At 58.6% G+C, this 25,788-nt stretch carries 20 protein-coding genes; 9 read left to right on the forward strand and 11 right to left on the reverse strand.

The window, feature by feature from the left end; all coding sequences use genetic code 11:
• Positions 1–64 precede the first annotated feature (64 nt).
• Positions 65–3,166, forward strand: a complete 3,102-nt coding sequence (ydiJ, locus tag AC13CY_RS07860) for a D-2-hydroxyglutarate dehydrogenase YdiJ (RefSeq protein WP_483052440.1) — start codon at positions 65–67, stop codon at positions 3,164–3,166.
• A gap of 42 nt (positions 3,167–3,208) precedes the next feature.
• Here ydiJ and trpC read toward each other — a convergent pair whose 3' ends face one another.
• The 5 genes from trpC to AC13CY_RS07885 form a co-directional block, all read right to left on the reverse strand.
• Positions 3,209–4,012, reverse strand: coding sequence for an indole-3-glycerol phosphate synthase TrpC (gene trpC, locus AC13CY_RS07865; protein WP_062359140.1), 804 nt, complete (start codon positions 4,010–4,012; stop codon positions 3,209–3,211).
• 8 nt (positions 4,013–4,020) lie between these two features.
• On the reverse strand, positions 4,021–5,040 hold the full coding sequence (gene trpD / locus AC13CY_RS07870) for an anthranilate phosphoribosyltransferase (RefSeq protein WP_044628137.1): 1,020 nt from the start codon (positions 5,038–5,040) through the stop codon (positions 4,021–4,023).
• A 36-nt stretch (positions 5,041–5,076) separates the two neighbouring features.
• Complete coding sequence (locus AC13CY_RS07875) at positions 5,077–5,682, reverse strand: anthranilate synthase component II (RefSeq protein WP_058577632.1); 606 nt, start codon at positions 5,680–5,682, stop codon at positions 5,077–5,079.
• Positions 5,683–5,768: 86 nt separating this feature from the next.
• On the reverse strand, positions 5,769–8,585 hold the full coding sequence (fdhF, locus tag AC13CY_RS07880; protein WP_483052441.1) for a formate dehydrogenase subunit alpha: 2,817 nt from the start codon (positions 8,583–8,585) through the stop codon (positions 5,769–5,771).
• Positions 8,582–10,318 (reverse strand): NADH-ubiquinone oxidoreductase-F iron-sulfur binding region domain-containing protein, encoded by a 1,737-nt coding sequence (locus tag AC13CY_RS07885; RefSeq protein ID WP_483052442.1) that lies wholly within the window; start codon positions 10,316–10,318, stop codon positions 8,582–8,584. The genes fdhF and AC13CY_RS07885 overlap by 4 nt, the downstream gene beginning before the upstream one ends.
• A gap of 290 nt (positions 10,319–10,608) precedes the next feature.
• Between AC13CY_RS07885 and AC13CY_RS07890 the strand changes: the two genes are divergently transcribed.
• The gene (locus AC13CY_RS07890; RefSeq protein WP_289143204.1) at positions 10,609–11,526 is read left to right on the forward strand and encodes a metal ABC transporter solute-binding protein, Zn/Mn family; all 918 of its coding nucleotides are present in this window, start codon (positions 10,609–10,611) and stop codon (positions 11,524–11,526) included.
• 3 nt (positions 11,527–11,529) lie between these two features.
• Here AC13CY_RS07890 and AC13CY_RS07895 read toward each other — a convergent pair whose 3' ends face one another.
• On the reverse strand, positions 11,530–12,198 hold the full coding sequence (locus tag AC13CY_RS07895) for a phosphoglycolate phosphatase (RefSeq protein ID WP_058577628.1): 669 nt from the start codon (positions 12,196–12,198) through the stop codon (positions 11,530–11,532).
• A 134-nt stretch (positions 12,199–12,332) separates the two neighbouring features.
• Between AC13CY_RS07895 and AC13CY_RS07900 the strand changes: the two genes are divergently transcribed.
• Positions 12,333–13,631 (forward strand): NAD(P)/FAD-dependent oxidoreductase, encoded by a 1,299-nt coding sequence (locus AC13CY_RS07900; RefSeq protein WP_062359145.1) that lies wholly within the window; start codon positions 12,333–12,335, stop codon positions 13,629–13,631.
• Positions 13,632–13,814: 183 nt separating this feature from the next.
• On the opposite strand, the gene rpe is transcribed toward AC13CY_RS07900, so the two are convergent.
• Positions 13,815–14,513 (reverse strand): ribulose-phosphate 3-epimerase, encoded by a 699-nt coding sequence (rpe, locus tag AC13CY_RS07905; RefSeq protein ID WP_483052443.1) that lies wholly within the window; start codon positions 14,511–14,513, stop codon positions 13,815–13,817.
• Positions 14,514–14,731: 218 nt separating this feature from the next.
• On the opposite strand from rpe, the gene cysP reads away from it, so the two are divergent.
• The 5 genes from cysP (at position 14,732) to AC13CY_RS07930 (ending at position 19,284) form a co-directional block, all read left to right on the forward strand.
• A complete protein-coding gene (gene cysP, locus AC13CY_RS07910) occupies positions 14,732–15,769 on the forward strand; it encodes a thiosulfate ABC transporter substrate-binding protein CysP (protein WP_062374274.1) in 1,038 nt (345 codons plus the stop codon).
• A 9-nt stretch (positions 15,770–15,778) separates the two neighbouring features.
• Complete coding sequence (cysT, locus tag AC13CY_RS07915) at positions 15,779–16,633, forward strand: sulfate ABC transporter permease subunit CysT (RefSeq protein WP_044628199.1); 855 nt, start codon at positions 15,779–15,781, stop codon at positions 16,631–16,633.
• Positions 16,633–17,460, forward strand: a complete 828-nt coding sequence (gene cysW, locus AC13CY_RS07920) for a sulfate ABC transporter permease subunit CysW (RefSeq protein ID WP_044628200.1) — start codon at positions 16,633–16,635, stop codon at positions 17,458–17,460. Before cysT ends, cysW begins: the two co-directional genes overlap by 1 nt.
• Complete coding sequence (locus AC13CY_RS07925; protein WP_284453303.1) at positions 17,457–18,551, forward strand: sulfate/molybdate ABC transporter ATP-binding protein; 1,095 nt, start codon at positions 17,457–17,459, stop codon at positions 18,549–18,551. The genes cysW and AC13CY_RS07925 overlap by 4 nt, the downstream gene beginning before the upstream one ends.
• Before the next feature lie 139 nt (positions 18,552–18,690).
• Complete coding sequence (locus AC13CY_RS07930; RefSeq protein ID WP_044628202.1) at positions 18,691–19,284, forward strand: YajG family lipoprotein; 594 nt, start codon at positions 18,691–18,693, stop codon at positions 19,282–19,284.
• Positions 19,285–19,292: 8 nt separating this feature from the next.
• Here AC13CY_RS07930 and AC13CY_RS07935 read toward each other — a convergent pair whose 3' ends face one another.
• The 3 genes from AC13CY_RS07935 to AC13CY_RS07945 all read right to left on the reverse strand — a co-directional run bounded on the left by AC13CY_RS07935 (position 19,293) and on the right by AC13CY_RS07945 (position 21,012).
• Positions 19,293–19,925 (reverse strand): thiopurine S-methyltransferase, encoded by a 633-nt coding sequence (locus AC13CY_RS07935; protein ID WP_044628259.1) that lies wholly within the window; start codon positions 19,923–19,925, stop codon positions 19,293–19,295.
• 36 nt (positions 19,926–19,961) lie between these two features.
• Positions 19,962–20,597: a TIGR04211 family SH3 domain-containing protein gene (locus AC13CY_RS07940; protein WP_054644975.1), complete on the reverse strand. Its 636-nt coding sequence runs from the start codon at positions 20,595–20,597 to the stop codon at positions 19,962–19,964.
• A gap of 85 nt (positions 20,598–20,682) precedes the next feature.
• On the reverse strand, positions 20,683–21,012 hold the full coding sequence (locus AC13CY_RS07945) for a DUF1820 family protein (protein WP_009100748.1): 330 nt from the start codon (positions 21,010–21,012) through the stop codon (positions 20,683–20,685).
• Between the two features lie 590 nt (positions 21,013–21,602).
• On the opposite strand from AC13CY_RS07945, the gene AC13CY_RS07950 reads away from it, so the two are divergent.
• The gene (locus tag AC13CY_RS07950) at positions 21,603–22,355 is read left to right on the forward strand and encodes a TlyA family RNA methyltransferase (protein WP_058577626.1); all 753 of its coding nucleotides are present in this window, start codon (positions 21,603–21,605) and stop codon (positions 22,353–22,355) included.
• Between the two features lie 3 nt (positions 22,356–22,358).
• Here AC13CY_RS07950 and mscK read toward each other — a convergent pair whose 3' ends face one another.
• Positions 22,359–25,694, reverse strand: a complete 3,336-nt coding sequence (gene mscK / locus AC13CY_RS07955; RefSeq protein ID WP_058577625.1) for a mechanosensitive channel MscK — start codon at positions 25,692–25,694, stop codon at positions 22,359–22,361.
• Positions 25,695–25,788 lie beyond the last annotated feature (94 nt).

Raw genomic sequence — 25,788 nt, forward strand, 5'->3', positions numbered from 1 at the left:
GCAGTAGCTGCGGTAAAGTAGCGCTATCCCCTATCCGCTTCCAGCAGTGACGGCTCAACCTCCTATGATTGCATCCTTGGATTCTCGCACGGCCCCTTTCGAACGAATTGGCAGCCACTACGTGCGTTTTATCGAAGACCTCCGCGCGCGCGGGTTCGAAGGTGAAATAGCACCGGATTACGCCAACCGCACTGTGCTGGCGACGGATAACTCGATTTACCAGCGCCTTCCCCAGGCGGCGGTGTTTCCGAAACACGCCGAAGACTTAGAGCGCCTTGCCAAGCTCGCCTCCGAGCTGCCCCACCGGGATATCGTCCTGACCCCAAGGGGCGGCGGCACCGGCACCAACGGCCAGTCGCTGACCGATGGCATCGTGGTGGATGTCTCCCGCCATATGAACCAAATCATTGAGATTGACGTGGAAGCCCGCCGGGTGCGGGTACAGGCAGGCGTGGTCAAAGACCAGCTCAACGCCGCGCTGAAGCCCCACGGGCTGTTTTTCGCCCCCGAACTATCGACATCGAATCGCGCCACCATTGGCGGTATGATCTCTACCGATGCCAGCGGCCAGGGGAGCTGCCAGTACGGCAAAACTCGCCACCACGTGTTAGAGCTGGATACCGTCCTTCTCGGCGGCCAGCACTTGCATAGCCGCCCACTTAGCGCAGAAGAGGAGCAGCAGGCGCTGGCCCAGGAAGGCGTGTTGGGCAAGGTACACCGCACCGCCGCGACGATTATCGACCAACAGCGCGAACTGATTGAGGCAAAATTCCCACCGCTCAACCGCTGTTTGACCGGCTACGACTTGGCGCATCTGCGCGAAGAGGGCCAGCTCAACCTGAATAGCCTGCTGTGCGGTTCGGAAGGCTCCCTGGGCTTTTTAAACGAAGCCGTGCTCAACGTCTTGCCGATCCCCAAGCACTCCACGCTGGTCAACGTGCGCTACCCGAGCTTTATGGATGCCTTGCGGGATGCCAAAGCGTTGATGGCCAGCAGCGCGAAGCCAACGTCCATTGAAACCGTGGACGACACCGTGCTGCAACTAGCGATGGAAGACTTCGTTTGGGACAGCGTGGCGGAATTTTTCCCGGCGGGCAGCACGCCCATTCAGGGCATCAACCTGATCGAGTTCAACGACGATGACCCGGAACAGCTCGCAGGGCGTGTAAAAGCGTTTACCCAGCACCTGAGCCAGGATGCCACCGTGGAGCGGCTAGGCTACACCCTGGCGGAAGGCCGCTCGCAGATCCAGAAAGTCTACGCCATGCGCAAACGCTCGGTGGGCCTGCTGGGTAACGTTCAGGGGGAGAAACGTCCGCTGCCGTTCGTGGAGGACACCGCCGTTCCGCCGGAACATTTGGCCGACTTCATTACCGAGTTCCGCGCCGCGCTGGATGCACGCAAGCTCTCCTACGGCATGTTCGGCCATGTGGATGCGGGGGTGCTACACGTTCGCCCGGCGCTGGATATGAAAGACCCCGCCCAGGAAGCGTTGATTCGCGAGATTTCTGATGAAGTCGCTGCGCTCACCCAGAAGTACGGCGGGCTGCTGTGGGGCGAACACGGTAAAGGCGTGCGCTCCGAGTACGGGCCGAAGTTTTTCGGTGAGCTTTACCCCTGCCTGCAGCAGGTCAAGGCGGCCTTCGATCCGCACAACCAGCTCAACCCTGGCAAGATCGCGTCACCTTCTGAAATTACCACGCTGATTGCGAAGGAGAGTGACCCGGAACTGCTCACCGTCGATGGTGTTCCTATGCGCGGCCAGCTCGACCGCACCATTGACGAGCGGGCCTGGCAGGCCTATGACGCAGCGGTGTACTGCAACGGCAACGGCGCTTGCTACAACTACGATGTGGACGACCCCATGTGCCCCTCGTGGAAGGCCACCCGCGACCGCCGCCACTCCCCTAAAGGCCGCGCCAGCTTGATTCGTGAGTGGCTGCGCTTGCAGTCGCAAGCGGGCATCGACGTGGTGGAAGAGTCGCGCAAAAAGAAAGCCGAGCGCAGCTGGGGCTTTATTAAAAGCTTCCCCAAGCGGGTGATGAACACCGTTAGCCGCCAGCAGCACCACGACTACTCCCATGAAGTCTACGACGCCATGGCGGGCTGCTTGGCGTGTAAGTCCTGCGCGGGCCAGTGTCCGATCAAAGTCAACGTACCGCAGTTCCGCTCACAGTTTTTAGAGGTGTATCACGGCCGCTATCTGCGCCCGCTGCGGGATTACGTGATTGGCGGCACCGAATTTATGCTGCCTGCGTTAACCAAGATGGCTCCGCTGTATAACGCCGCACTTGGCCAGCGCTGGATAGAGCAACTGATGCAGAAGGGGCTCGGCATTAGCGACTCCCCCGCGCTCTCTCGCGCCAGCGTGAAAAAGCAGCTGCGCGCCTGGGGCATTGCGGAAGCCACGCCCACATCGCTTGCGCTACTCACCGAGCAGCAGCGGGCCAACAGTGTCGTGATTGTGCAAGATGCCTTCACCACCCACTTTGAAGCCAAGCTGGTGATGGATGTGGTAGAGCTGCTAGCGCGGCTGAACCTGCGCGTGTTTGTCATGCCGTTTTCCGCTAACGGCAAGCCGCTGCACGTACAGGGCTTTTTAGGTGCCTTTGAGCGCACGGCAGAGAAGCAAGCCAAACGCCTTCGCGCGCTTAGTGAGTTTGAGGTGCCCATGGTAGGCATCGACCCAGCCATGACGCTGACCTACCGCCAGGAGTACGTCAAAGCGCTGGGCGGCGATAAGGTGCCGAACGTACTGATGCTGCAGGAGTGGTTAGCGACCCGCGTCAACACCCTCGCCCCCGGCCAGCTAACGCTCAAAGACCCAGGCTTTAAGCTGCTTTCCCACTGCACCGAAAAAACCAACGCGCCGGGCAGCCCGAAAGCGTGGCAGCAGGTGTTTGCGGCGTTTGGTTTAGAGCTTGAGCTGATGGCTACCGGTTGCTGCGGCATGTCCGGTACCTACGGCCATGAGACCCGTAACGTCGCTACCTCCAAAACAATCTACGCTCAGTCGTGGCAGCCCCAGGTCGAAGCAGAGGAGAACAGCGGTAAGCTACTGGCCACCGGCTACTCCTGCCGCAGTCAGGTGAAGCGCTACTCAGCGCAAACCCTGCCCCACCCGCTGCAAGCTCTGCTGACCAGTATCAAACAGGCCAGCCGCTAACGCGGCTGGCCTGCTGGGGCTTGCTGATATCCGTGTGGGCGTTTAGAAAAACAGCCGCTTGAGGGCCAAACCAGGGTCCTCTTCGCGCATAAACGCTTCCCCCACCAAAAAGCCATTGACCTCGTGGTCACGCATTAGCTCTACGTCATCACGCGTGTGAATGCCGGATTCGGTAATCACGGTCACGCCTTCAGGGATACGCGGCAGCAGATCCAGAGTGGTATTCAGGCTGGTGTCAAAGGTGTGCAGGTTGCGGTTATTGATACCCACCAGCTTGAGGTCCAGCGCCAGAGCCCGCTCTAGCTCCTCTGCATCGTGAACTTCCACCAGCACATCCATCCCCAATGCGTTGGCCTGCTGGTGCAGGTCGCGCAGCTGAGCGTCATTGAGCGCCGCCACAATTAATAGGATGCAGTCCGCACCGATGGCGCGCGCTTCAGTGACCTGATAACCGTGGGTGATAAAGTCTTTGCGGATCACCGGCAGGTCGCAGGCATCGCGAGCGGCAATTAGGTAATCCTCGTGGCCCTGGAAGAAGTCGGCATCAGTCAGCACGGAAAGGCACGCTGCGCCGCCCTGGGCGTAGCTTTTTGCAATATCCGCTGGGTGAAACTCTTCCCGCATCACGCCTTTAGAGGGCGAGGCTTTTTTCACCTCGGCGATGACTGCCGCGTCGCCTACCGCAATACGCTGATTCAATGCATCAATAAAGCCACGGGGCGCGCTCTGCTTCTCCGCTAGCGCTAGCAGATCCGCTTCAGATACTGCTTGCTGACGCTCAGCGACTTCCTGGTCTTTACGGGCCAAAATGCGCGTTAAAATAGTCGGCGTTGCCTGGTCACTCATTGGAAGTTTTACCCTTTAAAGACGCTAGTAAAGTGCGAAAGCTCTCTGAGCTTTTCAAGCGGTAGTTTGGAGGCCTGGGCATCCTGGGCCACCATCACGCCCTCTTTCAAGCTATCGGCCACGCCCGCGCAGTAGAGCGCCGCCCCGGCGTTGAGTGCCACCATATCTGCCGCCGCTCCTTCACCGCTAAGTGCGGCTTTCACCAAACGCAGGCTATCTTCCGCGCTGGATGCTTTAAGGGTGGCGAGGCTTTGGCGCTCGATGCCCAGGGATTCCGGCGTAATGGTGTACTGGGTAATCTCGCCATCTTTTAGCTCTGCCACCAGAGTGGGCGCTGCCAGAGAGATTTCATCCAGTCCATCTTCAGAATGCACCACCATGACATGGCGGCTACCCAGCTTGCGCAATACCTCGGCCATCAGCGGCACCAGCTCCGCAGAATACACGCCCAACACTTGATTGGGCGCGCTGGCGGGGTTGGTGAGCGGGCCAAGAATATTGAACAGCGTACGCACGCCCATTTCCCGCCGTGGCCCAATGGCATAGCGCATGGCGGGGTGGTGGTTAGGTGCGAACATAAAGCCAACGCCGACCTGCTCAATACAGCGCGCCACTTGTTCAGGCTTGAGGTCGAGATAGATGCCGGCAATATCGAATAAATCAGCGCTGCCAGAAGAAGAGGAGACGCTGCGATTGCCATGTTTAGCCACATGGGCACCGCCAGCGGCGGCCACAAAACTAGACGCCGTGGACACATTAAACAGGTTCGCGCCATCGCCGCCGGTGCCGACGATATCCACCACGTTCTCGGTGTGTAGCTCGACGCGTTTCATTAAATCGCGCATCACCTGGGCGGCGGCGCTAATCTCTTCAGCGCTTTCGCCTTTCATGGCCAGCCCCACCAGCAGGCCGCCAATTTGCGCGTCGGAGGCTTCGCCGGTCATGATTTGGCGCATCAGTGCGTGCATCGCATTGAAAGAGAGGTCTTCGCGGCGCATCACCGCGTTAATTGCGTCTCGCATTTGCATGAGCAGGAAAGCCCCTAAAGCGTATGAATTTGGCGATCAGCCGCGTTGTAAAAAATTGGCCAATAACGCATGGCCCTGGCGCGTGAGTATCGACTCAGGGTGAAACTGTACCCCCTCCACATCAAGGGTACGATGACGAAAGCCCATGATCAGCCCGGGCGTTACGTCATCCTCGGCGGTCCAGGCGGTCACTTCTAGGCAGTCGGGCAGGCTCTCCTGCTCAACGACTAATGAGTGATAGCGCGTCACTTCCAACGGGTTTTCCAGCCCGCTGAACACTCCCTGCCCACGGTGTACCACGGCCGAGGTTTTACCGTGCATCACCTGGGGTGCCCGCACCACTTTGCCGCCGTACACCTGGCCGATGGCCTGATGCCCCAGGCAAACGCCCAAAATAGGCAGTTTGCCCGCAAAATGCTCGATGGCCGCTAGCGAAATGCCCGCCTCGTTGGGCGTACACGGGCCGGGCGAAATCACCAGATGGGTAGGCGCCAGGGCGTGCATTTGCTCCAGGGTAATCTCATCGTTGCGGTAGGTCACCACCTCGGCATTCAGTTCACTAAGGTACTGGACGATGTTAAACGTGAAGCTGTCGTAATTATCCAGCATCAACACCCGTTGCACTGCCTGCGCTTGCGCCATCGCCCCGCTTACTCCATCACATAAATAAAACCGCACAGGCGAGATGATACCCCAACCCAGACGCTCCTTGCAGGGGCAGCACACGCTTAGTGGGGCTGCGACACTGCTGCCCGCTCCAGTCGGCAGGCGGCGTACTTGAACTCGGGTATTTTGCCGTAGGGGTCCAGGGCTGGGTTGGTGAGCAGATTGGCGGCGGCCTCGGCGTAGGCAAACGGCACGAAGACCATCCCATCGGGGATTTTATCGTCCACTCTGGCGGTCAGCGTTATTGTGCCTCGCCGCGTGGTAATGGTGAGCTTCTCGCCCGGTACTACCCCCAGACGGTTGAGCTCGCCCGGTGAGAGGCTGGCGACCGCTTCTGGCTCTAGGGCGTCGAGCACCTGAGCACGCCGCGTCATGGAACCCGTATGCCAATGCTCTAACTGGCGACCGGTGGTCAGTACCGTCGGGTAATCATCATCCACCGGCTCGTCCGGCGGTAGCGGGCGCGTGGGGGCGAATTTCGCCAGCCCGCCAGCGCGCGGAAAGGCGTCGCTAAAGACCACGTCCTGGCCAGGGGCGTCCTCGGCTGGGCAGGGGTACGTGACGGAGTTCTCCCGCGCTAGCCGCTCCCAGCTAATGTGGTTGAACGAGTGCATTCCCTGCTGCATTTCGGCAAACACGTCTTGCGGGTGCTGATAGCGCCAGCCCAGCCCAAAGCGGTTAGCGATCTCTTGGATGATCCACCAGTCCGGCTTGGCTTCTCCTGGCAGCGGTAATGCCGCCCTGCCCAGCTGTACTTGGCGGTTAGTGTTGGTCACGGTGCCGTCTTTTTCGGGCCACGCAGAGGCAGGCAGAATCACGTCGGCGAACTGAGCGGTTTCGGTGATAAACAGATCCTGCACCACCAAATGCTCAAGCTTACCCAGCGCGGCGCGGGCGTGGGTAAGATCCGGGTCAGACATCGCTGGGTTTTCACCCACAATGTACATACCACGCACCTCGCCTGCGTGAATCGCATTCATCACTTCCACCACCGTTAGCCCAGGCTCATCGCTCAGCGGCGTGTTCCATAGCGCTTCAAACGCGGCGCGTAGCTGGCTATCGCCTACTGGCTGGTAGTCCGGCAGCACCATGGGAATCAGCCCCGCATCCGAGGCACCCTGCACGTTATTCTGGCCGCGCAGCGGGTGCAAGCCCGTGCCGGGGCGACCGGTATGGCCGCAGGCCAGTGCCAGCGAAATCAAACAGCGGGCATTGTCGGTACCGTGGGTGTGCTGAGAAATACCCATGCCCCAGAAAATCATCGCTTTCTCGGCGTTGGCGTAGCGGCGCGCCACCTCACGAATAGTGTCGGGGGCTACGCCGCACAGCGCGCTCATGGCCTCCGGTGTGCTGTGCGCCACGCTCTGCTTGAGCGCTTCAAAGCCTTCGGTGTGGGCATCGATGTAGGCTTGGTTATACAGGCCTTCCTCGATGATCACGTGGAGCAACGCGTTGAACAGCGACACGTCTGCCCCCGGTGTAAAGCGCACACTCATGCTGGCGTAAGCGTCCAGCGACTGCCCGCGAGGGTCGAGAATGATGATCTCAGTACCCCGCTTGGCTGCCTGCTTGAAGAACGTCGCCGCCACGGGGTGATTCACTGCCGGGTTGCAGCCGGTGAGGATAACCACGTCTGCTTCCAGCGCCTGCATAAACGAAGCGGTCACCGCGCCAGAGCCTAAGCACTCCATCAGCGCCGCAACGGAGCTGGCATGGCAAAGCCGCGTGCAGTGATCCACGTTATTGCTGCCAAAACCGGTACGCACCAGCTTCTGGAACAGCCACGCCTCTTCGTTAGAGCACTTGGCACTGCCAAAGCCCGCCAATGCTTTGGGGCCTTGCGCCTGCTTAATCGCCATTAGGCCACCCGCCGCGATTTCCAACGCTTCGTCCCAGTTGGCCTCACGGAAGTGGCTAAATGGATTGGCAGGGTCAAAGGTAGAGTCGAGCGCCTTAGGAATACCCGGTAAGCGTATCAGCGGCTTGGTCAGGCGTGTCGGGTGGCTCACGTAATCAAACCCAAACCGGCCTTTCACGCACAGGCGGTTCTGGTTAGCGGGGCCGTTGCGCCCTTCCACATAGGCCAGGGCATCGTCGTTAATATGGTACGTCAGCTGGCAGCCCACCCCGCAGTAGGGGCACACGGAATCCACCTGTCGCTGGCTTTGAGAATCGCCCTGACCTGCGGTATTGACCACGGTGGCGGGCATCAACGCGCCGGTAGGGCACGCCTGCACGCACTCGCCGCAGCCCACGCAGGTGCTTTGGCCCATCGAATCGGCAAAATCAAATACCACGGTGGCGGCAGCACCCCGCTGCGCCATGCCGATGACATCGTTACTCTGCACCTCGCGGCAGGCGCGCACGCACAGGTTGCAGGTAATGCAGGCGTCCAAGTTGACGTGCATCGCCGGGTGGCTGGTATCTGGCTGGCTCACCGTAGGCATAGCCGCTGCATGGCTGACGGCGACTGAGCGGCGTGCTGGCAGCCACGACTTAACGGCCGCTTCGTCGACCGCTAACTGGTCGGCTACTTCCCAGAAGTGGCTGGAGCGGTCAGGGCTTTGAGCGCGGCTGGGCTGGTCGGCCATCAGCAGTTCCAATACCGTTTCACGCGCTTGTATGGCACGGGGCGAGTGGGCGCTGCGCACCACCATGCCGGGTTTGGCCTCGCGGATACAGCTTGCAGCCAGCACTCGCTCGCCTTCCACTTCCACCATACAGGCACGGCAGTTGCCATCGGCGCGGTAGCCAGGGGCGTCTTTGAAACAGAGGTGGGGAATGCTCTCTCCAGCGCGCTTGGCCACCTGCCAAAGGGTTTCTCCGGGGTAGGCAGTGACTTCTTGATCATCCAATACAATAGTGAACGAAGCGGTCATGGTGCACTCCCTTCAGCGGCATCGCTGACGATAATCTGCTGTTGCGCGAGCGCAGGGCGGAAATCCTTGAGTAGCCCCAATACAGGATTTGGAGCCGCTTGCCCCAGGCCGCAAATCGAGGCGTCTTGCATCACCTGCGCCAGCCGTGTGAGCGCCTGTACGTCCCATTGAGGACGCTCTAGCAGGCTGAGCATTTTCTCGGTGCCTACCCGGCAAGGCGTGCACTGCCCGCAGGACTCATCGGCAAAAAAAGCCAGCAGGTTGGTGGCCACCGCCTGAAGATTGTCTTGCTCAGACAGCACGATAATCGCCGCTGACCCGATAAAACTGCCGTGCGCCTGCAGCGTGTCAAAATCCAGCGGCACATCGGCTTTGCTGGCGGGCAGAATGCCACCCGAGGCGCCGCCGGGCAGATAAGCGACCAGCTTATGCCCGTCTGCCATGCCGCCCGCATACTCCTCTATCAACTCGCGCAGCGTGATGCCTGCTGGCGCCAAGTACACGCCGGGCTTGTTCACTCGCCCGGAGACAGAAAAACTGCGCAGGCCTCGTCGACCATTGCACCCATGCCCAGCAAACCACTCAGCCCCTTTGTGCCAAATGGCAGGAATCCAATAAACGGTTTCAACGTTATTGACCAGCGTGGGGCGGCCCAACAGCCCCTGCTGGGCTACGTAAGGCGGGCGGTGGCGCGGCTTACCCGGTTTGCCCTCCAAGGATTCAATCAGCGCCGACTCCTCACCGCAGATATAAGCGCCCGCGCCCCGGCGCATGATGATGAATCCAGGCGCGACGATGCCCGCCTGCTCAAGCTCTGCAATCGCTTCATGGAGCACGCGGTGAAGGCCGGGGTATTCGTCGCGCAGATAGATATAGAGCGCCTCGGCCTCGATTGCCCAAGCGCTGACCAGCGCGCCCTCAAGAAACTGATGCGGCGCACGCTCTAAGTGATAGCGATCTTTAAACGTCCCCGGCTCGCCCTCATCAGCGTTAATCACGCAGTAGCGCGGCCCGGCGGCTTGGTGCACGGCCTGCCACTTTTTAAAGGTAGGGAAACCCGCGCCTCCCAAGCCTCGCAGGCCCGAGACTTCAAGCGCCTGCAGCACCTCATCAATGCTGACCTTACCGCTGCGGACATTGGCCAGTAACTGGTAACCGCCAGCCTGCTGATAGGCTTCAAGCCGCTGCCACAAAATCGCTTCAGGGTGAAAGTGGCCGGTATCCACCACGGCTTCGACGCCTTCTGCGGTGGCATACAGCACATGGTGATGGCCCACCTCGGCCACCGGCGCGGTATCGCAGCGGCCCATGCAGGGCGCACGGATCACCCGTACACAGTCAGGATCGACGCGAGCTTCCAACGCTTTGTGTAGCGCACTGGCCCCCGCTAATTGGCAGGAAAGAGAATCACAGACGCGAATTGTGGTATCCGGCGAGGGCGCTTGGTGGTCGTGCACCACATCGAAATGGGCATAGAACGTCGCCGTCTCGTACACCGCTGCCATGGGCAGGTTCATATAGGCTGCCAGGGCGCGCAGTTCCACAAGCGATAAGTGGCCGTGGGCATCCTGAATGGCGTGTAGATGCTCTATCAACAGGTCGCGACGCTTCAGGCTTGGCGTCTGGCGCTCATCGCCTAACAGGTCACGCAGCGCCGCCAGTGCGACAGGTGCTACATCACGCCCTTTAGGGTACCCGCGGCGGCGAGAGGACATACCATTTTGAGAGGTCATGACACGCTATCCAGAAAGCTGTTCAAAAGAGTGATTTAAAAAAACTACGCTTGTCAAAAGAAGACTAGGCTTAGGGCTAGGCGAACATAGATAGTAGCTATTTTGTCCACCATGTCGTTATTAAGCGGCATTTTTTTAAAGCATAGAGGTTAACAGGCGTGGGTGAAACCACTTCGTTTGCAGGAGTTGGCACTACGCTTTGCTCTAAAGCAAAGCGCGGCAATGGCTCTAGCAACAAAGCAGGACACTCTTTATGATTTGCCGTCATTTTAATAGGTTAGGAGCGTGGTATGGACAAGCGGACACCCTGGATAATCACGCTCTTATTAGTGGCGACATTCATCACCCCCCAGGCATTCGCAGCCACTTCGATTAAAGTGATAGCGTCATTTTCGGTCATCGAAGATTTAGTCAAGCGTGTCGCAGGCGATGATATCAGCATCACGACGATTGTACCGGTGGGCGATGATGTTCACCGCTGGGAGCTGACGCCCCCTAACGTACTTGCAGTGGAAGAGGCCGATATTGTGTTTTACAACGGCCACGGGCTAGAGCCATGGATCCGTCATGTAGAAGCGATGGCCAACGACACGCTAACGCTAATGGCTCTGGCCGAAAGCGCCAACTATGCGCCGCTGACGATTCCAGTGGGTCAGCATAAAGGCAATCCGGACCCCCATATGTGGATGGACCCAAAAGGGGCTGCCGCTTATATCGAGGTAATCACTCACACCCTAAGCGTACGCTATCCCGACAAAGCAGCCGCTTTTCAGGCTCGAGCGGTGCAAGCCAGGGAGGCGCTTGCCCTACTCGACCAGCAGATACAAGAGCGCCTGGAGGGGATTCCACAAACCAATCGTATACTCACTACCAGTGAAGCGGCTTTTGGCTATTTTGCCCACGCTTACGGCTTTGAGTATGCCGCGATTTGGGGCCTAGGCAGCGAGACACTGGGCAGCGCCCAGGCTATGGAAATCATGAGCAAACGCTTAACCGACAAACGTCCGCCCGCGCTGTTTTATGAAAGCACGACACCTTATATCCATATGGATGCCCTAGCGCGAGAGGCTGGCCTTACGCTAGCAGGCCCGCTCTATGTGGATACGCTGAGTGATAGCGATGGCCCCGCCTACAACTACCCGGCAATGCTGCGCCACAATGCCGAGCTGTTGCATGAAGCGCTGGGAGGTGCCAGGGCCGAGGAGTAGGCGCTAGCTAACCAGCTCGCGAAGCGATGCCACTATCAGATCCGGGTGGCTCTGCTCGATGGGGTCGCCGTGGTTATAGCCATATGGCAGTGCCACCGTCGTAAAGCCCGCCGCCTTACCCGCCGCGATATCATGGCGAGAGTCCCCCACCATCACGCTCGCCGAGGGGGCAATATCCAGCGTATGGGCAACATGCAGAAGCGGCAACGGGCTGGGTTTTTTCTCGGCTAGCGAGTCGCCGCCCACGGTAGACGTGAACAGCGCCAGCACACCAAAGTGGCTTAAAATAGGCGCAATGAACCGCTCGGGTTTATTGGTAATCAAGGCCAGCACAAAACCCGCCTCATGCAGCGCATGAAGCGCTTCAGACGCGTCCGGGTAGAGTTTGGTTAATGCATTGGGCGCGGCCCCGTAATGGCGCATAAACGCTTCGTAGGCGTTTTGTTGCAACGCTGCCTCCGGTGCGGCGTTGAGTGCCCAGGACAGCGCTCGCTCTACCAGTACCTGTGCGCCGTTGCCCACCCAATCGCGCACCTGATCTTCACTCGGCTGCGCCAGCCCAACTTCTTGCAGCGCCCGCTGCACGCCAACGGCCAAATCGGGCACTGAGTCGATTAACGTGCCGTCTAAATCAAAGGCGATTAACCGCTTTGCTTGCAAAATGGTATGCACGCGTGGCCTCACTTATGTGCTTAGGCTGCTAGTTGGCAACAGTGTCGATTAATTTGATCATCTTACCTACTTAGCCCTTCGTCATACACCACATAAAGTTCTATGCTGTGGCTATATTTGCCAAGGAGAGAGTAATGGCCATTCCCCGAATTGTGATTGTGGGCGGCGGCGCGGGCGGGCTAGCCCTAGCCACCCGTCTTGGACACACGCTAGGTAAAAAAAAGCGCGCTGAGATTGTCCTGCTTGACCGCAACGCCACCCACGTATGGAAGCCGCTGCTGCATGAGCTAGCCACCGGGGTGCTAAACTCCAGCATGGATGAAGTGGATTATCGCGGGCACTCCTCAGCCCACTACTACCGCTACCAGCGCGGCTCGCTCAACGGTCTTGATCGGGAACAGAAGGTCATTCACCTGGCACCTATTGAAGATGAAGATGGCGTGGAGGTACTGCCCGCCCGCCAGCTCACTTATGACTATTTAGTACTGTCACTTGGCAGTATCTCGAATGATTTTGGTACCAAGGGAGTCGCAGAGCACTGCCACTTTATTGACTCTCCCCAGCAGGCCAAAGCCTTCCAGCGGGACATGATCAATACCTTCCTGCGCTATACCGACCCCAAGCTGCGTCAGAACACCCAGCTCACCATTGGCATTGTCGGCGGCGGTGCAACGGGGGTGGAGCTTTCGGCGGAATTGTTAGACGCCTCGCGCCTGCTCAATGCCTACGGCGTCACGGCTGTTGATCACCAAACCATTAGCGTGCATTTGATTGAAGCGGCACCGCGCCTGCTCCCCGGCTTATCTGAGCGCATCAGCCAAACCGTTCAGCAAGAGCTGGAGAGCATGGGGGTCACCGTACATGTGGGCACGGCAATTCAAGAAGCTCAGGAGTATCAGCTGGTCACAGGCGACGGTGAGGTGATCGAAACCGATCTCAACGTATGGGCCGCTGGCATTAAAGCGCCGCCGTTTCTTACTGAGCTGGGCTTAAGCACCAACAAGCGCAACCAGATCAACGTCAAGCAGACACTGCAGAGCGTAGACGACCCGCATATTTTTGCAATGGGCGACTGCGCTTGCTGCCCCCAAGGCGATAATGCAACGGTGCCGCCTCGCGCTCAGGCCGCCCATCAGCAGGCCAAGCTATTGGCTAAAAACCTGGAGCATTGCCTGGAGAAGAAGCCGCTGCGCGAATTTCACTATCGCGATCACGGCTCGCTTGTATCCCTGGCCCGTTACGACGCGGTAGGTAACCTCATGCGCAGCTCCGCCTCTCGCGGGCTTTTTCTGGAGGGCTGGCTGGCGCGCCAAGCCTATGCATCGCTCTACCGCATGCATCAACTCTCTATTCACGGTGCGCCAAAAACCGGGCTTGCATGGTTGGTGGATAAATTAAACCGCTACCTCAAACCACGCATGAAACTTCACTAAAGACATGCAAAGGGCGGGAGATCTACCCTAATACCATTCAGTTAAGCATAGTTAGCGGTCATGGGAGGGAGCTTCAGCTCGCGACGGGGGCTCTGCTAAGGCGCCTAGCGGCGCCATTCGCCCGCTAAAGCGGCCTCCCACTCAGGCTTACTCAGCATAATGGGTAGGTAAACCCGATAACTATCAGCGAACCTTGGCCAGCTTCGCGCGCATCTGCTGAATCACGCTGTCGTAGCCGTGGGGGTCGCTTGCCTGGTGGGCGTTAAAGATCGCTGAACCCGCCACAAAGGTATCGGCACCGGCGGCGGCGATATCCGCGATATTGTCGACTTTCACGCCCCCATCGATTTCCAAGCGAATGGGCAAGCCCGAAGCGTCGATACGCGCCCGTGCCTCGCGCAGCTTGTCCAGCGTACCGGGGATAAACGACTGGCCGCCAAAGCCGGGGTTGACGCTCATCAGCAGCACCATATCGACCTTGTCCATTACGTAATCAAGATACGAAAGCGGCGTTGCCGGGTTAAACACCAACCCCGCCTTACAACCACCGTCACGGATCAGCTGCAACGAGCGGTCGATATGCTCGGAGGCTTCTGGGTGGAAGGTGATGTAGCTGGCACCCGCCTCAATGAAATCGCTGATCATGCGATCCACCGGTTTCACCATCAGGTGCACATCAATGGGTGCCGTCACGCCATGGTCGCGCAGCGCCTTACATACCATCGGCCCAATAGTCAGGTTCGGCACGTAATGGTTATCCATAACGTCGAAATGAACCACATCGGCGCCGGCCGCCAGCACGTTATCAACCTCCTCGCCCAGCCGCGCAAAGTTAGCGGAGAGTATCGAAGGGGCAATCAAAAAATCCTGTGCAGCGCTCATGAAGGGGTCCTCAGGTAATAAAAATAAAGGGGCCATCTTACCAGAGCCACACACGAAGCCCTATTACACGTGACGGACATGCAGCACGCTTGCCGTCAGTGCATATCCTTAAACAGATATTTCCAAATAGAATATAAAACACAATTGTAATTCCACAATCCTAGGTTTAACCTTAGCGACATCGCGACTAAATCGCCCCCAGAATTAAGGAGTCTGCAATGACGCTATCCTCTGCATTCCGTACTGGCCTTCGCCGTAGCCTACTGGCCGTTGCCGTTGGCACCGTCGTTTCTGGCATGACCTTCTCCAGCGCCGCCGTTGCTCAGGAGCGCGAGCTGCTGAACTCCTCCTATGACATCGCCCGTGAGCTATTCGCCGCGATCAACCCGGAGTTCCAGGCGTGGTGGGAAGAAGAGCATGGCGAAGAGATCGCTATCAGCCAGTCCCACGGTGGCTCCTCTGCCCAGGCGCGCGCCATTATGCAGGGCCTACGTGCGGACGTAGTGACGTTTAACCAAGTCACCGACGTTCAAGCACTAGCCGATGCAGGCTTGGTGGCTGAGGATTGGCAGGATGCGTTTGAGAACAACGCTTCGCCCTACTACTCCACCACCGCTTTCCTGGTGCGCAAAGGCAACCCGAAAGGCATCGAAAGCTGGGATGACCTCGTTAAAGAAGACGTACAAATGGTCTTCCCGAACCCGAAAACCTCCGGTAACGGCCGCTACACGTACCTGGCTGCCTGGGGCTTCGCCGAGAATGAATTCGACGGCGATGAAGAGAAGATCCAAGACTTCATGCGCACATTCCTGCGCAACGTAGCGGTGTTCGACACCGGCGGTCGCGGTGCCACAACCAGCTTTATCGAGCGCGGCATTGGCGACGTACTGATCAGCTTTGAGTCTGAAGTGAACAACATCCGCAGCGAATACGGCAGCGATGACTACGAAGTAATCGTCCCGCCGGTGAGCATTCTGGCGGAATTCCCGGTCGCGGTGGTGGGTGAAAACGCCGAACGTAACGGCAACAGCGACTTAGCCCAAAGCTACTTAGAGTACCTCTATACCGAAGACGCCCAGCGTCAGCTGGCAGGCTTTAACTACCGTGTCCATAACGACACTGTGGTAGAAGAGTTTGCCGACCAGTTCCCCGACACCGAGCTATTTGAAGTCGAAACCGTGTTCGGCAGCTGGGAAGAAGCGATGGAGAACCACTTCGAAGGCGGTGCTCTGCTTGATCAACTGCAACGTCGTTAACGGAACCCCATGAGCCAATTAGCATTTTGGCGATCCGGCAGCACGCGCGTGCTGCCGGGTTTTGGCCTATCTATGGGTATCAGCGTGCTATTTATTTCGCTGGTACTGCTACTCCCCATTACCGGACTATTTGGCCAGCTTTCTGAACTAAGCCTGGCCGAGTACTTTGCCATCATCACCGAAGGCCGCGTCGTCGCCAGCTATATGGTCACCATCGGCGCGGCAGCCGTAGCGGCGCTGGTGAATGCGGTGTTTGGCCTGCTACTGGCCTGGGTACTGGTGCGCTATGAGTTTCCTGGCAAGCGCCTGCTCGATGCCTTGATGGACCTCCCCTTCGCCCTGCCTACTGCCGTGGCTGGCATCACCCTGGCCACGCTCTATGCGGGCAATGGCTGGGTCGGCAACATCATCGAGCCCATGGGGCTTCAGGTCGCTTACACCTGGGTGGGGATTGCCCTGGCGATGGCCTTCACCAGTATTCCCTTTGTGGTGCGCACGGTGCAGCCGGTGCTGGAAGATTTGCCTGCCGAGGTGGACGAAGCCGCGATGTCCCTGGGCGCCACCGATGGCGTGGCGTTTCGCCGAGTGATTATGCCGCACCTTTGGCCCGCGCTCGTCACTGGCACCGGGCTTGCCTTCGTGCGCTCGCTGGGTGAGTTCGGGGCGATCATTTTCATTGCGGGCAACATGCCCTATGAAACCGAAATCACGGCACTGATGATCTTCGTCAAACTGCAGGAGTATGACTACGCGGGGGCGTCTGCCATTGCCTCGGTGGTGCTGTTTGTCTCGCTGGCGCTGCTGCTCGCCATCAATATCTGGCAGGGCCGCTTTGTGCGTCGTCTGCATGGAGGTAAAGGATAATGCGCCGGATTGGTGATGCGCCTTTAGTGCGGCGCTTATTAATTGGCGCAGCCCTACTGCTGTCTGCGCTATTTCTGCTGCTGCCGCTGGTGGCTATTTTTGCTCAGGCGTTCTCCCAGGGCGTCATGGTATTTTGGGAGAACGTGAGCAATGCGTTCACCCTCCACGCCATTGGCCTTACGTTGGTCATTGCGTTAATGACCATCCCCATTTGCTTGGTATTTGGCGTCGCGCTAGCGTGGCTGGTGACGCGCTTTAGCTTCCCAGGGCGGCGCATTCTGCAAACGCTGATTGATATTCCGTTTGCCGTTTCTCCTGTGGTCGCTGGCTTAATTTATCTACTGCTGTATGGCCGCAACGGCTGGATTGGCGGATGGTTAGATAGCCACGATATTCAGCTGATGTTTGCCTGGCCGGGCATTTTGATGGTCACCATCTTCGTCACCTGCCCGTTTGTGGCGCGTGAATTAATCCCGCTTATGCAGGCCCAAGGCTCACGGGAAGAAGAAGCCGCCGTAACGCTGGGCGCTTCTGGCTGGACAACGTTTTGGCGGGTCACGCTGCCCAACATTCGCTGGGCACTGCTCTACGGCATCATCCTTACCAACGCCCGCGCGGTGGGTGAATTTGGCGCGGTCTCGGTTGTCTCAGGGGCCATTCGTGGGCAAACCAATACGCTACCGCTGCACCTTGAGCAGCTCTATCAGGATTACAACGCCGTGGGTGCGTTTGCGAGCGCCGCCCTGCTGGCCCTGATTGCCCTGTTAACTCTTGCGGCCAAGGCAGGCCTTGAATGGCGCGCATCGCGCCGGGAGGCATACACATGAGTATTCGCTTACAGAATATTGCCAAGCACTTTGCCAACACCCAGGCGCTTGAACCCATCAACCTGGACATTCACGAAGGTGAATTGGTGGGCTTGCTAGGTCCTTCCGGTTCGGGCAAAACCACCCTGCTGCGTATCATTGCTGGCCTAGAGAACGCCGATAGCTCGCCGCAGCCGGGTAAAATTCTATTTGGCGACCGTGACGTGACTAATGTGCATGTGCGTGACCGCCGTATCGGCTTTGTTTTTCAGCACTACGCCCTGTTTCGTCATATGAGCGTTTATGACAACGTGGCGTTTGGCCTTACGGTGATGCCGAAAAAGCGCCGCCCCTCCAACGGTGAAATTCGGGCGCGGGTCTTCAGGCTCCTTGAGATGGTGCAGCTACAGCACTTAGCCAACCGTTTGCCTGCCCAGCTCTCGGGTGGGCAACAGCAGCGCGTATCGCTGGCTCGCGCACTTGCTGTAGAGCCTGACGTCCTGCTGCTAGACGAGCCGTTTGGCGCCCTGGATGCCAAGGTTCGCCAAGACCTTCGCCGCTGGCTGCGCCGCTTGCATGACGAACTGAACTTTACCAGCGTGTTCGTCACCCACGACCAGGAAGAAGCGCTGGAGCTTTCTGACCGTGTGGTGGTGATGAGTAACGGCCGTATCGAGCAAATCGACACGCCGGATACGCTCTACCGCGCACCGAAGAACCGCTTTGTATTTGAGTTTTTGGGTGATGTGAACCACCTAGAGGGCCGCGTTCGCGATGGCGTGCTGACCTGCGGCGATGCGCACCTCAACGTGGACTTACCCGATGGCGATGAAGAGCTGCAGCTGCGCCCCCATGAGGTGCGCCTGGCGGAAGAACCCAGCGCTGAAAGCCACCTGCCGGTGACGATTACCGCTATCTCCCCGGTCGGTGCCGAAGTACGCGTAGAGCTAGAGGCCGACTGGCTGGCAAAACCGTGGCTAGCCACCGTTCGCCACGCCGATTTCGAGCGCCTGCACATGCGCCGGGGGCAGCGCTTGTTTGCTCACCCGCGCCAGTGGCATCGCTTTAAAGAAGACGCTAAAACACCTGAGCAGCAGGCACGAGTGGCTTAGGGACTGCTAGCGCGGCAGGCTAGCACAACGCTATACTGCCGCGATTATTGCAATGCCTTGTTTCTTAACGCTTTGCTTTTTAATACCTTGTTGCGACAGGTATGTTTATCGTTTAACCACAATGATTGCGGAGAGTTTTATGCGTCGGCGTCACTTTTTACGCGCGTCTGGTGCGTTGTTAACCACCCTATTGCTGGCAGGCTGTGCAAGTCCTCAATACCTACAGCTAAACCCCACCCGTAGCGCTAACGTGCCGCAAACCGGCTCGGGTCAGCAAGTGACCGTGGTGGCCGTCGACGCCCGGCCGAGTGAAGTCATTGGTACGCGCACGGGCGGCAACATGTCGACGGCGCAGATTATAGTAAGCAGCCATGAATTGATTCCGCGCCTACAGGCCGAAGCGGAGCGTGCCGCACGCGATATGGGGTTTACCCCCACCCGCGAAGCCGCCCAAGGCCGCCCCAGCCTGACTCTGGAACTTGCCAGCTTGCACTATGGCCGTGGCGACAGCGGGCAGCCGCTAATTGATGAAGCGCGCATTGAAGGGGTTTTCCGGGCCATCGCGCAGAACCAGGGCACGACGTATACCGGGACATATACGTCACGTCGCACCCAAGGTTATGCGCTTAAACCGGGTGAAGATGCCAATACGCGGATGTTGAACGACTTGCTTAGCGATGGCCTAAACCGGGCATTCAGCGACCCAGAGCTGGGTCGGCTTCTCGCCCGTTAAGGGGATAATTAAACCCGTGGCCCGCGCCGCTCAAGCGCCCAGATGCTTTCACTTCGGCCACGGGCATCGGCGGGCAGGTGCGCTAACCGCTCTATGCGGAAATTGGGCGCCATCAGGCGCTCAATTTCCTCATCCGGCACGCTAAATGGCGGCCCGGCATCGCCATCGGCGTGGGTTAACCCCACCAGCAGCCCTTTCGCTCCCGGTGGCACCAACTGAGCCAAGTGGAAAGCGTAGCGTTCGCGGGTAGCCGGTGGCAGCGCAATCAGCGATGCACGATCGTAAAAAGCCTCCACTTCAGCCGCCTGCTGAATATGCAGGTGAAAGAAGTCACCGCACCAGAGCTCGATGTTACCCTGCCGGCACACCTCAAAGCCTGCCTGAGTATAACGAGAGATACCGCCACTACGCTGGGCCAAAAATTGCTCGATAGCCTCCGGGGCAAGCTCTATGCCCAACACCGGGTGCCCTTGGTCCGCGAGCCAGCGCATATCTAAGCTCTTCCCACATAGCGGCACCAACACCTTGGCTCCAGAGGGCACGCCTAGCGTTGGCCAATACTTCAACAGTGCCGGGTGGGTCTCCTCCAGGTGAAAGCCTATCCGTCCCTCTTGCCAACGCTGCCGCCAGGAATTCTCCATGGACATGCCCTCTTACTATCCTAAAAACCTAACTGTTTAGAACCAGCGGTCACGCTTTTTACGACGGCGCGGCAAGTGCGGCACAATCAGCCCCACCAGCAGGCCAGCGCCCGCCACACCGCCACCGTACATAAAGTAGCGCATCAGCAAGTCTTCCTCTTGAGTGTCCAGACGTGCCTGCAGCGCTCGCACCTGTTGGCGTGACTGCTCTGCCTCGTTATCCAGCTCAAGGTTCCTCGCTTCCAGGTCTGCGATGCGCTGCTCGCGAACATCAAGCGTGGCGGTCATGGAAGAGACCCGCTGCTCCCAGGTATCGTTGATACCGTCAAGCTCTTGGGTCAGCTCTTCCACCTGGGCCTGCAGCTCGGGCAATTGCTGACGAGCACTAGGCGTTTGCTGAAGCTCATTGCTCAAAACCCACACCGTATCGCCGCTATTGCTGCGCACCCGGGTGTAATCACCGCTGGTTTCCAGCACTTCCACCTGCTCGCCTGCATTGAGCGTTCCCACAATGCGATAACCATCTGTCGGCCCACTGCGCACGTAGGTACTTAGCTCATCGCTGACCCAGGCTTGGTTATCGGATTGAGCGAATGCCGCTTGGCTGCTCATGCTTAGCAGCACGCCAACTGCGGCGGCATAACAATTACTGCGAAATTTATCTACTTGCATGACGTCATGTCCTGATCATAAAAACGCGCATGGCCGACGAAGCCACCGCGCGTATCGCTCAAAGCGTTGCGCGTGTCTAAAGCGCTTACCCTTCCCCGCGGGGCGGTAACGGGAAGGGACGAGGAAACTCTGCGACGCGAGCATCACTTTTCACGGCCTTCAGGGGGCCTTCACGCTCTACCTCATCAATCCGCACAATGGCGTTAAGAGGCAGGTAACTACGCTTCACACCCTCAAAGGTTCGCTGCAGTTTTTCCGCTCCTGGATCCACCACCACTCGCGACGCATCGTCAAAGACAAACTCCTCGACTTCAATAAAGCCCCAGAGTTCGCTCTGAAAGATCTCTCTGACGTATAAATCCCAAATTTCACCCTGCTGGTGAACCACCACACGGTAGATCGGCTTGGCCGCCATCTTGGCCTAATCCTCTTGCCACTTGAAGGTAACGTTACCGCGCCTAGCCTACCATACTCCGGGGTTGCCCCTTTAGCAGACATCATCGAAAACGGCGCTTTCCTTATTTGACAGCCTCACAGGCCACTAATTAGCCGGTGGTAGCGCCTATTGTGTATGGTACCCACTGGGGCTTGATCTACTTTAAAGGTGAGGACGCGCATACCATCCGTGATCTTTTAAAACGCCAAGAGGATCTCGACTTCTATGTATAATCCCCGCTACGGCAAGGGTAAGGAGTCTATGTGACAAACCACCAAGAGGTCTCTTCACCTGAAGATGCCAAGCTCAACGAGCTAGCACGTCCGGCAACGGCGAGCGCTTTGGCGAAGCCTCTCTGCCATTTGAGCAGTTCACTTCGCGGCTCTATATCTACCACTACGCCCCTCTAGAAAGAGGCGAGCTGGCCACGGTGACCGATGAAGAACTAGAGCGCGTTAAGGGCTTTCTGCACCGTAGCTGGGGAGCCACACGCTTCCCCCTACTGAGCTGCAGGCCGACTAATGGCCCCAGTAATACGGGGCCTCCCAAACACTACAGATACGACCAAGATGATACGACTCGATCAATTACTGGTCAGCCAAGGACTGGCCAGTTCTCGTACCCGTGCCCAGCGGCTGATCAAAAACGGGCGCGTTTTTTTAAGCGACGGCACCTTGCTGAGCAAACCCTCTGAAAAATGGCCGACCAATGCCCCACTCCGCGTGGAGGAGGACCCAGAAGAGCGCTACGCCTCACGCGCAGGGCTAAAGCTAGAAGGCGTTCTACAGGCGTTAGCCATGCGCTTAGAGGATAAAGGCGTGCTGGATATTGGCCAGTCCACAGGCGGGTTTACTGACTGCGCGCTGCAATTTGGCGCACGCCATGTAGTAGGCGTGGAAGTCGGCCACGACCAGCTTGCCAGCCACTTACGCAGCGACCCACGAGTAACCTGCCTGGAAGGCCTCAATGCCCGTCATATGAGCACCTCAGAGGCACTTTTGAGCACGCTTGCCGAACGGCCGATTGATCTTGCGGTGATGGATGTATCGTTTATATCCCAGACGCTGATTCTGCCTGAGATTGCCGCCCTACTGCCGCCTAGCGGGCAGCTGCTTTCGCTGGTAAAACCACAGTTTGAGCTAGACCCCGGTGCGCTGGATAAACGCGGCGTCGTGCGCGACCCTCGTCGCTACGCAGAGGTGGAGCAAAAAATACGCACCGCCTGCGAGCAGTGCGGCCTCGTCATCAGCCACTGGCAAGAGAGCCCGATTACCGGCAGCGACGGCAATCGGGAGTTTCTTCTTCTCGCCAGCAAGCCCTAGCGGTTAGCTCAACGAAGCAGGCGGGAGGGTCGGCTTGGACTGCACTTTCACCGACTCCCCTTGCTCAGGATGCAGCCAAACATCGAGCTGTTCAAAGGCGATCTTCACTCCCGCCTCCTTGAACAGCTCGTCCACTCGGCAGTTCACCTCATCGGCGGCAAATAAGCGGTCCAGTAGGTCATTGACAAAAATACGCAGTTCGAAATTCAGGCTGTGTGGCCCATAGCTCAAGCAGAACACCTGCGGCTCCGGGTCATCCAATACGCGTGCGTTCTCATCGGCAGCCTGACGTAACAGTCTATGCACGAGTGGTAAATCCGAACCGTGGGAGACGCCGTAGGTGAGCACCACGCGGGTCACGTTATCGGAGAGCGACCAGTTGATCAGTTGGTCGGTCACGAACGTTTTGTTGGGAATGATGATCTCTTTGCGGTCGAAGTCGGTCACCGTGGTCGCCCGAATGCGAATCCGGCTGACCGTGCCGTGAAGGTTCCCTAGCGTAATGGTGTCGCCGATACGAATGGGGCGCTCGAACAGAATGATCAATCCCGAAATGAAGTTGGCAAAGATCTCTTGCAAGCCAAACCCCAAACCCACACTCAGCGCCGCCACCAGCCACTGCAGCTTGTCCCAAGAGACCCCCAAAGTCGCCAGCGACATAACGATCCCGGTGCCTACGATGGTGTAAGAGAGCAGTGAGCTAATCGCATAAGCGCTGCCCTGCTTGAGTGCCAAGCGAGAGAGCACCATGACTTCGAGTAGTCCTGGCAGGTTCCTCGCCATGATGAACGTGACAGCCACTACCAGCAGCGCCGTAAAAAAATCCGAAATGGAGAGAGCATCATCGACCAGATCGCCTTCGCCCGCGTCCCAAAGCGATACCTGGTCCAAGTAACCCAATACCGAGAGCAGATCCGACCACACCAAATAGAGCAGCGCACTGAAACCAACCAGCAGAATCAGCTTGGAGAGCCGCAGCGACTGAGCGTTGATCTTTTCCATATCCAGCGGCGGCTCTTCGACTACCTCGAGCCCGCCTTCGGCACCCTCTTGCACCTGGGCGCGCCGTCTAGCCAGCGCTCGGCGGTAGGCCAAGCGGCGGGCGGCAACGGCCAAACTACGCACCACCGTCGCCTCCACTACCACCCAAAGCCCTAATAGGTAGAGCGTAATGGCAAAACGCGCTACCAGCCTGAGCGCCGTGTACTCGTAGCCCCAGGCAACCAGCCCCATCAGCACCAGTGGAACAGCGGCCATGGCGAGCCCCAAGATCAGCCTGAAAAGCCGCACACCAAAGATTGGGACATGGGCCAGGATGAGCTGCGTCAGCGACCACGCCATGGCAAGCAGCCCCCCCATGAACAGTGCCATAGCGACAGGGCGCTGGGCCAAGGGGGTCTCCATCTGTTCAGACATGGCCGCAATGGCCACGACCGGTACCAGCGCCATGCCCAGCCCAATCAACAAGCGACGCAGCCGCGCGTTGTACGTCGGTGACCAGGTAAAGTGACGCTCGGCGACGCCGTCGGGCACCAGCAGTCGCCGCCCAAGGGCTACCACAAACCAGCTCAAACCAAGCTGCAGCAGCGCCGGTGCCAGTCCAAGGGCCAGACCACCTTCCGCCGTACGTAGGGCTACGCCCGTGCCAGCCAACGCCAGCGGGCCTGGTACCGCCAGCAGTGCATTGAGCAAAACGGCCTTGGGGGTATGCAGCTGGGTATCGCTCTTCAAACGGCCAATTTGTGAATGAATCAGCGCCAAACGCGCTTTGATATGCCCGCGCAAAGCGATTAAAACCACGCTCAACAGAAGCAGTGGCGCGCCCACCAACATGTCCCATGAGAGCCCTTTCCAACGGGTAGGCAACACCGCGCGCCACTCCCCTTCCCGCCACTCCTGCTGAAGATGCTGGGGCAGTTGGCGCAGCCAGTTCACATCTAGAGGACGACTGTTGGCCACCCAAAACAGCTGCTCATCGATAGTAGTGCGTAAATCTTGTGTCGTGCTGAGCAGCTGCTGCTGATTGAGCTGTAGCTCGATAGCCGAGCTCAATAGGTTGCCGTATGCTTGTTCGAGCTGCTCGACCAGCTCGCGTCGGGATTGATACAAGCGGGTCAGAGAATCCACCAGCCCTGGCGTGATATCGACGCCAGCCTCTTCCAGGCGCTGGGTTGCCAGTCGCTCGCCCTGCCGGAGTTGATCGCGCTGGCGAATGAGATCGAACTGCTTCAAACGCAGATCGGCGATTTCATCTTGCAAATCCCGGCGCGGCACCACAACGGGTAGCGATTGACGCTGTTCGCGAAGAATACGCGACAACAGTTGGCTGCCGCGAATCGCCTCCATCTGCTCGTTGAGGCTGCGCTGGAGCTGGCGAACATGTTCCAACTGGCGCTGCGCCTCGATGTTCTCGCGCACGATGCCATTGGCACGGTCCGTCGCCCGCAATAGCTCCAGGCTAAGCGTTTGGTTGATCTGCTGTGCATTCAGCACGACAGGGTGCCCCTCGGCGATCAACGGATCGTTCTTGGCGGCGTCGGCAATGGCCTGTTCAGACTGAAGACGGCGCTGGCGGTCGATCACGCCCTGGAGCAGGTTGAGCTGCTGTTCTTGCTGGTCGATTTGCAAGGCAATCAGGTCACGACGCTGCTGAGCCAGCTCGCGCAGACGACTGTTAGCGCTCAACTCCCGCTGGTTCAGGGTGACCTCTTGCTCGGCCACCGCTCGCTCTAAGCGCCACTGAATGAGCTGGGCATCCTCACGGGCCGAAAGCTGGCGGTCGGCGAGCAGCGCGGCTCGGGTATCGTGCTCACGACGCAGTGTTTCAGCCCGCTGCAGCGCCTCGGAAATGGCCTGTTGCGCCCGCTCGGGCAGCGTTTGCGCCGCAAGGAGTTGGGAATTTACCTCGGCCATTTGGCTCTGGAGCTGCTGCAGTTCGATCACGGCATCCGCCAGTTCGGCTTCCAAAGCCTCTAAAGGCATATCGCTAAGGTTATCGACCGACAGCTGCAGACTCTCCTCTTGCGCAGCGTTGAGCTCACGCTCCAGGCGTAGCAACTGCTCAGGCGCCTGACTGACCCGCTGCTCGAGTGCCTGCTGACGCTCTTCAATCGCTTGGAGCCGCTCATATGCCTGCAATGCAGCGGTCAACGCCGCTTGGTCACGCTGCTGGTCAGCGGTAGGCTCAGTTTCAAGAGACTCAATGACTGCCAAGCGTTCGGAGAGCTCAGCTTGAGGAGGAACGCCCTCGATCAAGGTGCTTTGAGCGATGGCGGTTTCCGCCAACAGCACTACCACAAACAGGCAGCCGATGGCGGCTTTCAGGGCATTTCTAACCACGTGACGGATGCCTCATAGACATATCGGCCCGCGATGCCGGGCGAGATGGCCATTGTCATAGGTAAGACAGCTCGACGCAATATTGTCAGCACGT

The organism is Vreelandella sp. L-15, from assembly GCF_056857635.1.